The 12,960-nt window shown below is 61.6% G+C and carries 13 protein-coding genes; 12 read left to right on the top strand and 1 reads right to left on the bottom strand.

The window, feature by feature from the left end; translation table 11 throughout:
• Window positions 1-2 precede the first annotated feature (2 nt).
• From FHT75_RS11020 to FHT75_RS10985, 8 genes are all read left to right on the top strand, one after another.
• On the top strand, window positions 3-1,529 hold the full coding sequence (locus FHT75_RS11020; RefSeq protein WP_063476058.1) for an ABC transporter substrate-binding protein: 1,527 nt from the start codon (window positions 3-5) through the stop codon (window positions 1,527-1,529).
• A gap of 83 nt (window positions 1,530-1,612) precedes the next feature.
• Window positions 1,613-2,554 carry an ABC transporter permease gene (locus FHT75_RS11015; RefSeq protein ID WP_179867841.1) on the top strand — a complete coding sequence of 314 codons (942 nt, stop codon included), beginning with the start codon at window positions 1,613-1,615 and terminating at the stop codon, window positions 2,552-2,554.
• On the top strand, window positions 2,554-3,426 hold the full coding sequence (locus FHT75_RS11010) for an ABC transporter permease (protein ID WP_063476060.1): 873 nt from the start codon (window positions 2,554-2,556) through the stop codon (window positions 3,424-3,426). Before FHT75_RS11015 ends, FHT75_RS11010 begins: the two co-directional genes overlap by 1 nt.
• A 49-nt stretch (window positions 3,427-3,475) precedes the next feature.
• Window positions 3,476-3,988 carry a RidA family protein gene (locus FHT75_RS11005; RefSeq protein WP_097544059.1) on the top strand — a complete coding sequence of 171 codons (513 nt, stop codon included), beginning with the start codon at window positions 3,476-3,478 and terminating at the stop codon, window positions 3,986-3,988.
• Window positions 3,989-4,058: 70 nt separating this feature from the next.
• Window positions 4,059-5,255, top strand: coding sequence for an aminotransferase class V-fold PLP-dependent enzyme (locus FHT75_RS11000; protein WP_063476062.1), 1,197 nt, complete (start codon window positions 4,059-4,061; stop codon window positions 5,253-5,255).
• 17 nt (window positions 5,256-5,272) lie between these two features.
• A complete protein-coding gene (locus tag FHT75_RS10995) occupies window positions 5,273-7,108 on the top strand; it encodes an ABC transporter ATP-binding protein (protein ID WP_097544058.1) in 1,836 nt (611 codons plus the stop codon).
• 125 nt (window positions 7,109-7,233) lie between these two features.
• Window positions 7,234-8,052 carry a bifunctional allantoicase/(S)-ureidoglycine aminohydrolase gene (locus FHT75_RS10990; RefSeq protein ID WP_047613020.1) on the top strand — a complete coding sequence of 273 codons (819 nt, stop codon included), beginning with the start codon at window positions 7,234-7,236 and terminating at the stop codon, window positions 8,050-8,052.
• A gap of 19 nt (window positions 8,053-8,071) precedes the next feature.
• Window positions 8,072-8,605, top strand: a complete 534-nt coding sequence (locus FHT75_RS10985; protein WP_047614931.1) for a GNAT family N-acetyltransferase — start codon at window positions 8,072-8,074, stop codon at window positions 8,603-8,605.
• A gap of 79 nt (window positions 8,606-8,684) precedes the next feature.
• Here FHT75_RS10985 and FHT75_RS10980 read toward each other — a convergent pair whose 3' ends face one another.
• On the bottom strand, window positions 8,685-9,602 hold the full coding sequence (locus tag FHT75_RS10980) for a LysR family transcriptional regulator (protein ID WP_049809800.1): 918 nt from the start codon (window positions 9,600-9,602) through the stop codon (window positions 8,685-8,687).
• A gap of 125 nt (window positions 9,603-9,727) precedes the next feature.
• On the opposite strand from FHT75_RS10980, the gene FHT75_RS10975 reads away from it, so the two are divergent.
• The 4 genes from FHT75_RS10975 to speB all read left to right on the top strand — a co-directional run bounded on the left by FHT75_RS10975 (window position 9,728) and on the right by speB (window position 12,959).
• Window positions 9,728-10,516 carry a transporter substrate-binding domain-containing protein gene (locus FHT75_RS10975; RefSeq protein ID WP_097544055.1) on the top strand — a complete coding sequence of 263 codons (789 nt, stop codon included), beginning with the start codon at window positions 9,728-9,730 and terminating at the stop codon, window positions 10,514-10,516.
• A 72-nt stretch (window positions 10,517-10,588) separates the two neighbouring features.
• A complete protein-coding gene (locus tag FHT75_RS10970) occupies window positions 10,589-11,299 on the top strand; it encodes an ABC transporter permease (protein WP_097544054.1) in 711 nt (236 codons plus the stop codon).
• 3 nt (window positions 11,300-11,302) lie between these two features.
• Complete coding sequence (locus FHT75_RS10965; RefSeq protein ID WP_097544053.1) at window positions 11,303-11,992, top strand: ABC transporter permease; 690 nt, start codon at window positions 11,303-11,305, stop codon at window positions 11,990-11,992.
• A gap of 1 nt (window position 11,993) precedes the next feature.
• Complete coding sequence (speB, locus tag FHT75_RS10960) at window positions 11,994-12,959, top strand: agmatinase (RefSeq protein ID WP_080759870.1); 966 nt, start codon at window positions 11,994-11,996, stop codon at window positions 12,957-12,959.
• Window position 12,960 lies beyond the last annotated feature (1 nt).

Genomic DNA, 12,960 nt, shown 5'->3' with positions numbered 1-12,960 from the left:
GCATGAAAACACTGGTCGCATTCCTGCTCGGCACTGCGCTCGTCGCCCTGCCTTCGACGCTCCTTGCCCAGGAAAAGGGCGGCGTCATCAACGTCGCGACGATCGGCGAGCCGCCGACGCTCGATCCGATGTCGTCGACGGCCGATCTTGTCGGCATCGTCACGCAGCACATTTTCGAAACGCTCTATACCTTCGACAAGAGCTGGAACGTCACGCCGCTTCTGGCCGAAAGCCTGCCCGAGATCAGCGCCGACGGCAAAACCTATACGATCAAGCTCAGGACCGGCATCAAGTTCCACGACAATAGCGACATGACTTCGGACGATGTCGTCGCCTCGCTCGGCCGCTGGATGAAGATCGCCTCGCGCGGCAAGCAGGTGGCCGGTTTCATCGACAAGATCGCGGCCGTCGATCCGGCGACCGTCACGATCACGCTGAAGCAGCCCTATGCGCCGCTGACCTCGCTGCTTGCCTTCAACAATTCGGCCGCGATCATCATCCCCGCCGAAAAGCAGGACGAGCCGATGAAGGAATTCATCGGCACCGGTCCCTACATGCTGAAGGAGCGCAAGGCTGACCAGTATATCCAGCTCGTCCGCTTCAACGGTTACAAGTCCCGCGAGGGCGACAGCAATGGTTATGGCGGCGCCCGCCATCAATATCTCGATGAGATCCGCTTCGTGCCGGTGCCGGATCCGAACACCCGCGTCGAGGCCGCCGTTTCCGGCCAGTATGATTATGTCGACTCGATCCCTGTCGAATCCTACGACAAGCTGAAGGCCTCCACGGCCTCGCAGCCGATCATCCTGAAGCCCTTCGGTTATCCCGTCTTCGTCTTCAATACGGCCGAGGGTATCAACAAGAATGTCGAAGTGCGCAAGGCCATCCGCCAGGCGCTCAGCATGGAAGACATGCTGGCCGCGGCTTTCGGCAGCACGGATTTCTACGCTCTCGACGGCGCCATCTATCCGAAGACCTTTGCCTGGTCGACGGATGCCGGCGTCGAGGGCGCCTATAACGTCGCCGATCCGGAAGGGGCGGCCGCTGCCGCCAAGAAGGCCGGCTATAACGGCGAACCGATCCGTATCCTGACCAGCCGCCAGTACGAGTTCCACTATAAGATGGCGCAGGTCGCCGCCGAATATCTGAAGCTCGCCGGCTTCACCGTCGATATGCAGGTTGTGGACTGGGCGACGCTGACGCAGCGCCGCGCCGATCCGAAGCTCTGGGATATCTATATCACCCATAGCCCCTTCCTGCCGGAGCCGGCCCTCATCGGCTCGCTCTCGACCAGCTCGCCCGGCTGGTGGGATACGCCGGCCCGCAAGGCAGCCGTCGATGCCTTCACTTCGGAAGTCGATCCGAAGAAGCGCGTTGCGCTCTGGGCCGATGTCCAGAAGGCCGTCTATGCCGACGCACCCTTCATGAAGATCGGCGACTTCAACGCCGTCTCGGCCGAGTCGACCAAGCTCGAAGGCGTCGATCCGGCGCCGTGGCCGTATTTCTGGAATGCTTCGATCAAGAAGTAAACATCGCCACCGGTACCGGCCTTCCGCGGCCGGTACCGGTCATCTTTTCTGCCGCATCCGCAAAGGCTTAAGGCCAGGCATTCATGATACGCTACATCCTCCAGCGCCTGTTCGGCATGATCGTCGTGATGTTTCTCGTCGTCACGATCGTCTTCGTCATCGTGCGCGTGACGCCGGGAGATCCGGCCGCCGTCATGCTCGGGCCGGATGCGACGCCGCAGGATATCGCCGATCTCCGATCCCGGCTTGGCCTCGATCAGTCGCTTGGCCTGCAATATGTCTATTATATCGGCCAACTGCTGAAGGGCGATCTCGGCCAGTCGATCTTCCTCAACATGCCCGTCACCTCGGCCCTGCTCGACCGCGCCGAGCCGACCTTCTTCTTGACGCTGCTCTCGCTTCTCATCGCCAGCATCATCGCTTTGCCGATCGGCATCTACGCCGCCTATCGCCGCGGCTCCCTGGTCGACCAGGCGGCGACGACGCTTGCCATGTTTGCCGCCAGCATTCCAAGCTTCTGGCTCGGCCTCATCCTGATGCAGTTTTTCGCCGTCCGGCTCAACCTCTTCCCGGTTTCCGGTTATGGCGGTCCCGGCTCGACCTTCTTCGACCGCATGTATCACCTGACGCTGCCGGCCTTCGCGCTCGGCATTGTCTCCTCGGCGCTGATCCTGCGCTTCACCCGCGCCTCGATGCTCGATGTGCTCGGCGACGATTATATCCGCACGGCGCGCGCCAAGGGGCTGATCGAGCGCCGGGTGATCCTCAAGCACGCGTTGAAAAATGCGCTGATCCCGATCCTGACGGTGATCGGCCTGACGGCGGCGGTGCTGATTTCGGGTGCCGTCGTCACCGAGACCGTATTCGGCCTGCCGGGTGTCGGCAATCTCGTCGTCTCGGCGGTGCTGCGCCGCGATTATCCGGTCATCCAGGGCGCGCTACTCGTCATCGCCGCGCTCTACGTGCTGATCAATTTTGCGATCGACATGCTCTATCTGCTGATCGATCCGAGGGTGCGCTACTGATGGCCGATATCGCAATCAAATCAGCCGTCGAGGGCGAGCGCAGCAAATTCGTCCGGCGCCTGCTGAAACGCAAGACGGTCGCCTGCGGCCTCTTGATCCTGACGATCTTCGTGCTTCTGGCGGTCTTTGCGCCTCTCGTCGCGCCCTATTCGCCGTCGAAGCTTTCCATCGTCAACCGGCTGAAGCCGCCGAGCGGCATGTTCTTCTTCGGCACGGACGAGTTCGGCCGCGACGTCTTTTCGCGCACGATCTTCGCCGGCCGACTGTCGCTGCTCGTCGGTGTTGCGGTCGTGACGCTCTCGGCCGTGATCGGCGTGACGCTCGGGCTGCTGGCCGGTTTCTTCCAGAAGCTCGACACACCGATCGCCCGGCTGATCGACGCCATGATGGCGTTTCCGGATATTCTGCTGGCGATCGCGCTCGTCGCAGCCCTCGGTCCCTCTCTGACAACCGTGATCATCGCGCTGTCGATCGTCTATGCGCCGCGCCTTGCCCGCATCGTCCGCGCGTCGACGCTGGTTATTCGCGAACTGCCCTATGTCGAGGCGGCGAGGGCGCTTGGCATTTCGACCTTCCATATCATGACGCGGCATGTGCTGCGCAATCTGCTGTCGCCGATCCTCGTGCAGGCCACATTCCTCTTCGCCAGCGCGATGCTTGCCGAAGCCGGCCTGTCTTTCCTCGGTCTCGGCGTCAGCCCCGAAATCCCGACCTGGGGAACGATGATCGCCGCCGGCCGGCAATATATTGGCCAGGCCGACTGGATGACGCTGTTTCCCGGCATCGCCATCATCCTCTCGGTGCTGTCGCTGCAGATGGTCGGCGATGGCCTGAGGGACATGCTCGATCCAAGACTTCGCAAGGATCTCTAATCCGCCGACCGTGGGTCGGCCTATTCCAATTCGCCAAATCGAAAATTGCATGACAGGAGTTTGCGTGAATCAGTTTCCCACCGCCGCCGGCAAGGTCGAGAACTCGCCTTACGAACGGCTTGCCGCCCTCGGCATAACGCTTCCGCCGCCACCGCCGCCGATCGCCAATTTCGTCACGCATGTGCTCGAAGGCAATATGCTTTATCTCTCCGGTCAGGGACCGCGCGAGGCTGACGGTTTCCTGCATGCCGGCAAGGTCGGCGGCGGCATCAGTGTCGACGAGGCCTACGGCCATGCGCGGCTGACCGGCATCAACCTGCTTGCCGTCATGCAGGAGGCGCTCGGCGATCTCACCCGGGTCAAGCGAGTGGTTAAACTGCTCGGCATGGTCAATGCCGTGCCCGAGTTCGAGGATCATCCGAGCGTCATCAACGGCTGCTCGGATCTGTTGATCGCAGTCTTCGGGCCGGCCGGCGAACATGCCCGCTCGGCCGTCGGCTTCGGCTCGCTGCCCGGCAACATCACCGTCGAGATCGAGGCGATCGTCGCCTTGCACGGCTGACGAGAACTTTCATATTTGGAGTAGCGTCCCATCTTATCCCGCTACCCGCCCCAGAATTCTGGAGAACTTCATGTCCACTGATATGAGACCATCAATCGGTCTTCGCCCTGTCATCAACGTATCCGGCACGATGACGAGCCTCGGCGCCTCGATCGTCGTGCCGGAAGCGATCGAGGCGATGGCATCGATCCTGCCGCACTTCGTCGAGATCAACGACCTGCAGCGCAAGGCAAGCGGCGTCATCGCCCGGCTGACCGGCGGCGAGGCGGGCTTCGTCACCGCTTCCTGCTCGGCCGGCATTTCGCTGGCCGTTGCCGGTGCGATTACCGGCAACAATCTGCTGGCGATCGAGAGGCTGCCGGATGTCGTGCCGGAGAAGAACGAAGTGCTGGTACAGATGGGCCATGTGGTGAGCTACGGCGCACCTGTTGACCAGGCGATCCGGCTTGCCGGCGGCAAGGTCGTGCTTGTGGGCCAGGCGACCTCGACACATCGTTTCCACATGGAAAACGCCATCACCGACAAGACCGCAGCCGCCGTCTACGTCGTCTCGCACCATGTCGTCGATTACGGACTTTTGAACCTGAAGGAATTCGTCGAGATCGCCCATGCCAAGGGCGTGCCCGTCATCGTCGATGCGGCTTCGGAATATGATCTGAAGATTTTCCTGGAGCAGGGCGCCGATATCGCCCTTTACTCCGGCCACAAATTCCTCGGCGGTCCGACTACGGGCATCGTTGCCGGCAAGAAGGAGCTGGTGCGTCATGCCTTCCTGCAGAACATGGGCATCGGCCGCGGCATGAAGGTCGGCAAGGAGAGCATCTTCGGCGTCATGGCGGCACTCGAAGCCTGGGAGAAACGCGACCATGCCGGCATCCGGGAACGCGAAACCAGCTATCTCAATCTGTGGAAGCGCACGCTCGACGGTCGCCCCGGCCTCACCGCACTGATCGAACCCGACCCGACCAGCAATCCGCTCGATCGGCTGCGCCTGATCGTCGATCCCGAGCAGGCCCATATCACCGCCTGGGATCTGGCCGATGCGCTTGCCAAGGGCAGCCCGCCGATCATCGTGCGCGATCACGAAGTGGAGCATCGCTATTTCTATCTCGATCCGTGCAACCTGCATCCGGGCGAGGAGAGGATCGTGGCGGAGCGCCTGGCTGAGGAACTCGACAAGGCGCGCGCCTCCAACGAGATCATCGCCACGCCGATCGAGAACCGCAGCCGGCACCGCTTCGACGGGCTGTTGCGCTGGCCGGATTGAACCGTAGAGGAGCAGACATGGCCAACGTCCAAGCGCAACCGATCCAGACGACGACCGACGTTCTTGCCGTCGACAGGCTGACGACGTCCTTTCTGGTGGATGGCGTCTGGAAACCGGTCGTGCGCGACGTCTCCTTCACCGTGGCGCCGGGCGAGACGGTGGCGATCGTCGGCGAATCCGGCTCGGGCAAGAGCGTCACCTCGCTCTCCATCATGCGGCTGCTGCAGGCGGAGACGAGCCGCGTCGAGGGCCGCGTCATGCTCGGCGGACGCGACCTCCTGGCTTTGCCGGAAAATGCCATGCGTCAGGTGCGCGGCAATGAAGTGGCGATGATCTTCCAGGAGCCGATGACATCGCTCAATCCGCTCTTCACCATCGGCGATCAGATTTCCGAGGCGCTGCTCTGCCATTCCGATATGAGCAAGACGGACGCCAAAGCCGAGACCATCCGGCTGCTGGAAAAGGTCCGCATTCCCTCGGCCGCCTCGCGCTTCGGCGAATATCCGCATCGTTTCTCCGGCGGCATGCGCCAGCGGGTGATGATCGCCATGGCGCTCGCCAGCCGGCCGAAACTGTTGATCGCCGACGAGCCGACGACCGCGCTCGACGTAACGATCCAGGGTCAGATCCTCGATCTCATCAAGATGCTGCAGGACGAGGAGGGGACCTCGGTTCTGTTCATCACCCATGACATGGGCGTCGTCGCCGAGATCGCCGACAGGACGGTGGTGATGTATCGCGGCGAACAGGTCGAAAGCGGCGCCACCGCCGATATCTTCCACCGCGGCAAACACCCCTATACCCGGGCGCTGCTATCCGCCGTGCCGGTGCTTGGCTCGATGCAAGGCAGGCAAAGGCCCCTGCGCTTTCCGGTGGTCAACACGGCAACGGGAGAATCGGACGTTCCCGCCGAGGCCGCCGATACCGTCGCTGCAAGGCCGGTCCTTGAGGTGAAGAACCTCACCAAGCGCTTCGACATTCATACCGGCCTGTTCGGCCGGCTGACCAGCCGGGTGCACGCGGTCGAAAACGTCTCCTTCGATCTTCACGCCGGCGAGACGTTGTCCCTCGTCGGTGAATCCGGCTGCGGCAAATCGACGACCGGCCGCGCCATCATGCGTCTCATCGAACCGCAGGCCGGTTCCGTCCTCGTCGAGGGCAGGGAGGTGCTCGGCCTCGACAAAAAGGATCTGCGCGAGATGCGCAAATCCGTGCAGATGATCTTCCAGGATCCCTTTGCCAGCCTCAATCCGCGCATGACAGTCGGTGCTGCGATCGCCGAACCCTACCTCGAACATAAGATGGGCAATGCGAAACAGGCAAAGGACGTCGTCGCTGATCTGCTGATGAAGGTCGGTCTGTCGGCGGATATGGCCGCGCGCTATCCGCATGAGTTTTCCGGCGGCCAACGCCAGCGCATCTGCATCGCCCGCGCGCTCGCCTTGCGGCCGAAGGTCATCGTCGCCGACGAAAGCGTCTCGGCGCTCGACGTCTCGATCAAGGCGCAGGTCATCAACCTGATGCTCGATTTGCAGCAGAGCCTGAACCTCGCCTTCCTGTTCATCTCGCACGACATGGCGGTCGTCGAACGCGTCAGCCACCGGGTGGCGGTGATGTATCTCGGCGAGATTGTCGAGATCGGCCCACGGGCCGCGGTCTTTGAAAATCCGCAGCATCCATATACGAAAATGCTCATTGCGGCGGTGCCCGTGCCCGATCCCGACCGCCGCCATGAAAAGCGGATGGTGGCGAATGACGAGATCAAGAGCCCGATGCGCCCGGTCGACTATCAGCCGGCGAACGCCTCCTATCGTGAGGTCGGGCCGGGTCATCTGGTGATGGCCGACCGGTAGGCTATAGCGCCGCGCGCTTTTCGAGACCCGAGCTCGGACGGCGCGGCTCGACCCATTGGGAGTTGCCTAACGCGGCAACGGCGCATAAAGCAGATGCACAATCAAAAGCCGCGAAGCCTGGACCGATGAACAGAGATTATTATTCCAAACTCGGCGGACTGCCGCCGCAAACCGAGCTGCTTTCCAGCAAGGCCGTCTTCACCACAGCCTATGCAGTCATTCCGCGCAGCGTCATGACCGACATCGTCACCAGCGTCCTTCCCCATTGGACGGGGACGCGGGCATGGGTTCTCTCCCGGCCGCTCTCCGGCTTCTCCGAGACCTTTTCGCAATATGTGATGGAGGTCCAGCCGGGCGGCGGAAGCGATCGGCCGGAGCCCGACAAGCGGGCCGAAGCGGTTCTGTTCGTCGTCGAGGGCGACATCACGGTGGAACTCGACGGCGTCAGCCATGCGCTTCGCAGCGGCTCGTTCGCCTATCTTCCGGCAGGTTCAGTCTGGCGCCTGAAAAACGACGGTTCGACCGCGGCAAAATTCCACTGGATTCGAAAGGCCTTTCAGGAGGTCGACGGGCTGGAACCGCCGCCGGCGATCTTCACGCATGAGGACGAGCACGCCATCTCGGCAATGCCCGACACCGATGGCCGCTGGGGAACGACCCGGTTCATCGATCCGGCCGATGTCCGCTACGACATGCACGTGAATATCGTGACGTTGGAGCCGGGTGCCGTGATCCCCTTCATGGAAACCCATGTCATGGAGCACGGTCTCTATGTGCTGGAAGGCAAGGCGGTCTATCGCCTGAACCAGGATTGGGTCGAGGTCGAGGCCGGCGACTTCATGTGGTTGCGCTCCTTCTGCCCGCAGGCATGTTACGCCGGCGGCCCCGGCCGGTTCCGCTACCTGCTCTACAAGGACGTCAACCGTCATATGACGCTCTGGTAGGATCTGTCGCGGAGGGGCGATGAGGCTCGAAAGCGAACGACTGATCTTGAGACCCTGGCGGCAGCAGGATCGTAAACCCTTTGCTGCGATCAACGCCGAACCCGACGTCGTCCGATATCTCAATCCTCTGACAGATGAACAGTCGGATGCGATGCTCGACCGCATCGACCGTCACTTCGAGGATCATGGCTGGGGCTTCTGGGCGCTGGAGGAGAAGGCAGGCGGCGCGTTGATCGGCCTCTGCGGCCTCAACAACGTTTCGCCGGCTTTGCCGTTTGCCCCGGCAGTCGAAATCGGCTGGCGGCTTTCAGCGTCGCGGCACGGCGCCGGATATGCGCGCGAAGCAGCGGAACGGTCTCTCGACTTTGCCTTCAACGATCTGAAACTTGACCGCATCGTCAGCTTCACGGTGCCCGCAAACAGCAATTCCTGGGGTTTGATGAGGCGATTGGGAATGAACCGGATCGGTGACTTCGATCATCCCAATTTGGCCGAAGGGCATCCGTTGCGCCCTCACGTGCTCTACGAACTGCGATCACCAAACGTTATTTGAAAGCGGATATCAGGGCTCGTGCCGGCCGACTATGGAGCATGATAATTCATGGCTGTAACGATATATTGCAAAGCATAGCTCAGAGTCCGAAATCGATCTTCGAAAGCTCCTTCAGGAACAACGTCTCGGGCACCGAGAGCCCGATTTGCGGATTGGTGACGACATAGGCCGATGCGCAGGGCTCGTCCCGATAGGGCGGCAGGCGCCACAACTTTCCCTGGTCGACATACGGTTCGGCGAGATGCAGCGGCAGGAAGCCTATTCCGAGGCCGCATTCGATCATCCGCCGTATCTCGCTGACATAGCTCGACTGACCCCGTACCCGTTGACCGATCGAGGCGCTGGCGCGGTAGGCGGTGACATCGCCCATATGCGTGCCGCCGAGCACATCTGCGGTGAAGCCGATAAATGGTTCGGCACGCAGTTGTGCGACGGTCAGGTCCCTGCGGCCAGCCAGCCGGTGGATTGCGCCGCAAAACAGGCCGAACCTCTCTCGCATCAACTCGCGGGAAGCCAGGAAATCCGGAATCACCCCGTCCGAGATACCGAAGGTACAATGGCCGAGTTCTACGGCACGGATGATGGCCGCCGTGGTGCTCACTGTGATTTCCAGATCCACGCCTGGATACCGTGCGAAGAAAGACGTCAGCGCACGATCCAAGGTCTCGTTCACCACTTGGTCGATCATGGCGATCTTCAACCTGCCGGACAACGCCGCCGGCGCCGCTTCGAAACCGACCGGCAAGCGGGAAATCGTCGCGAAAATCGATCGGACCTGTTCGAGCAGCATTTCGCCCGCGGGCGTTGGTATCAGGCCGGTACGACTGCGTTCCAGAAGCTTCGTGCCGGCCGTTTCCTCAAGCCGCTTGATCCCCTGGCTGATCGCCGGCTGGGTGCGGTGCATCACGTCGGCGGCCCGCGTCATGCTCCGTTCCTGCGCCACGATCATGAAAGTGTGCAGCAGGTTCCAGTCAAGTTGCCGGACGAAGTCGACCATCTGGCATGTCTCCATAAGCGAAATTTATTTCTAGAAGAAGAAATAAGAATTTTCAATATTCACCATCTTCCGGAATCCTGAACCGCCCTCGGAGCAAAGCCCGCACCCATCAACAGGAGACCGCCATGCGATATCTTAGAATCCTCGCCCTGATTGCCGCTGCTGCCGCGACCAATGCGGCGGCGGAAGACGGTGTCGTCCGAATGGGAACTGAGGGCTATTACCCACCGTTCGAGTATTTTGACAGCGCCGGCAATCTGAACGGCTTCGATATCGACATCGGCAACGCGCTCTGCGAGACAATGAAGGTGAAGTGCGAATGGGTGTCCACCGATTGGGATGGGATCATCCCGGCGCTGAATGCGAAGAAATTCGACGCCATCCTTTCCTCGATGGCGATCACCGCTGAACGCGCGAAGGTGATCAGTTTCACCGCTCCCTACTATTTCAACCCCGACCGCTTCGTCGCCTCCAAGGATTCGGGACTGAAGAGCGCGCTGCCAGCCGATTTGAAAGGGCTGGTGGTCGGCACCCAATCAGGCACGACCGAGGTCGCGATCCTCAAGCAATATTTCCCCGAAGCGGAGGTGAAGCTTTATCCCAAGCTCGACGACGCTCTGCTCGACCTCGACAATCAGAGGCTTGATCTGGTCCTGGCCAGCCAGTTCGTGCTGGCGGATTGGCTCGCCAAGGACAGCGGCGCCTGCTGTGATTTCGTCGGAGAGGCCTTCGGCGATGACGGCATGAAGGGCACGGGGATTGCCGTCCGCAAGGACGATCAGGCGCTGCTGAAGCGGCTGAACGACGCGCTGGCCGAGATCCAGGCCAACGGCACCTATGGCAAGATTCGCGCGCGCTACTTCAAATTCGACATCATGACACAACCGAAGCTCGCCGGCGAAATCTTCAAGTAGTCCGCAACCAGGTTGGACGCCACACAGTCAGCGTCCAGCCAGCCCCGCCAAGCAATCGGAAGATAATTCGCGATGGAGTTCATCTCACTGCTGTTATTCAGCGACGAGGGCTGGGGAGACGAGTTGCTGCGAGGCCTGAGTGTAACACTCGCACTCGCCTTCGCCACCGCTCCGCTGGCCCTGGTCCTATCCTTCCTGCTGGCTTGGGGCAAAAACGCCCGCAGTCCGATTGCCCGCTGGTTCGCGTTCGCCAGCACGACAGTCTTTCGCAGTCTGCCCGAGCTGTTGACCCTCGTCATCATCTACTACCAGCTCCAAGTGCTCATTGACTGGGTGGTGCATCTCGCTTTCCCGAACGCCAACATTTCACTCAATGCCTTTGCGGCTGGCGTGGTGGCGCTGACGCTCGTCTTCAGCGCACTCGGCAGCGAAGTCGTCCGTGCCGCCTATCAGGCGGTCGGCAGGGGACAGGCAGAGGCGGCGGCATCGCTGGGCCTGCACCGGAGACAGGCCTTCTTCCTGGTCGTCCTCCCCCAGATGTGGCGGCATTGCATTCCCGCTTTCGGCAATCTGTGGTTGATCCTTCTGAAGGATACGTCGCTGGTTTCGATCATAGCGGTGAACGACCTCGTCCGTTACACCAATATGGCGATCTCGACGACCAAGAAGCCGTTCTTCTTCTATACCGTGCTCGCCCTGATCTACGTCGCGCTTGCTTTGCTGTCGGGCATCGGTCAGGCGCTGTTGGAACGACGCACGGCTCCTCGCGGTAGGGGGCGTTAGAAGATGCTGACGCTTCTCACCGACAATCTCGCCCTATGGGCGCAAGGGCTTCAGAATACGGTTACGCTGACATTGCTGAGCGCGCTCATGGGCTTCAGCTTGGCGCTGCCACTCGCACTGGCCCGGCTCAGTCGCAACCGGACAATCTCCGGCGTGGCCTATGGATATATCTACCTCATGCGCGGCACGCCGCTGCTGGTTCAGGTTTTTCTGATCTATTATGGCCTTGGCTCCTTCAGCCGCGAACTGCGGGATATTGGCCTTTGGTGGTTCTTTCGCGATGCGTTCTATTGCGGCCTCCTCGCCTTCGCACTCAATTCCGCGGCCTATCAGGCGGAAATCTTGCGCGGCGGTATCCAGGCCGTGCCGCGAGGGACGATCGAGGCAGGGCGGGTGCTCGGCCTTTCGACCGTGCAGATTTTCCGCAAGATCGTGCTGCCGATCGCCACGGCACGGATGCTGCCGACCATCGGCAATGAACTGGTGCTGCTGCTCAAGGCCTCGGCCATCGTCAGCGTGATCACCGTGCCCGATATCATGGGCCAGGCGCGATCCCTTTACGCCCAGAGCTTCGACCTCACCGTCTTCTACGTGGCGGCGCTTAACTATCTGGCCGTCGTCCTCCTGATCGAAGCGCTCTGGCGCCGCCTCGAGGGTCGCAACCGATGGCTACATTTCGCAGGAACAGTTTGAAATGAAAATACAATCCAATCAGAGCATCTTCGGCCATGAAGGTGTGTTCCAGACCGTGCCCGGTCCGGACGGGACCCATGTGGAAATGCCTTATTCCGGCATCCGCACCTTCCTTCGGCGCCGTCCCAGCCTGGATTTCACCGGCGTCGATCTTGTCGTCTATGGCATTCCCTTCGATCTGGCGACCTCCGGCCGCTCGGGTGCACGCTTCGGCCCGTCCGCGCTACGCGAAGCCTCGACCCAGTTGGCCTGGGGCGAGGTCTGGCCCTGGGGTTTCGACCCCTTCGACCGGCTCTCGGTGGTGGACGCTGGCGACGTGCCGTTCCGGCGCGGGCAGCCACAAAAGATGCTGGAAAACGCGGTGGAATTCGCCCGCCGGATCGTCGAGGAGGGGGCCGGAACGGTCATGCTGGGCGGCGATCACAGCACCACTTTCACCGCCTTGAAGGCCCATGCCGAGCGGCACGGGAAGCTCGCCTATGTCCAGTTCGACGCCCACCGTGACACGCAGGCGAGCAAGGAATTCGACCATGGCACATTCGTGCATCATGCAATGTGCGATGGATTGATCGACCCCGCTCACGCAATCCAAATCGGCATCCGCACCCATTACGACCATACCGACTCGATCACCGTGCTCTACCGTGACTGGCTGCACGAACATGGTTGGCAGGGTGCCCTTGCTCGCCTGCGCGAAGTGGTGGGTGACAGGCCCACCTATCTGAGCATCGACATCGACTGCCTCGATCCTGCCTTTGCTCCCGGCACAGGCACCCCGGTCGTCGACGGACTGGCGCCGCACGAAATCCTCTCGATCCTGCGCCGGACGACGGATGTCAATTTCGTCGGGATGGACCTCGTCGAGGTGGCGCCACCCTATGATCCGACCGGCGTGACAGCGCTCCTGGGCGCCTCGCTGATCCTGGAATATATCTGCGCCCGCGCGGCAGGCCGGCAAGGAGTATAAG

Origin of the sequence: Rhizobium sp. BK112 (assembly GCF_014193215.1) — a bacterium.
Classification (GTDB): domain Bacteria; phylum Pseudomonadota; class Alphaproteobacteria; order Rhizobiales; family Rhizobiaceae; genus Rhizobium; species Rhizobium anhuiense.
Note: the sequence above shows the minus strand (reverse complement) of the source record. Positions and strands in the feature narration are given on the sequence as shown.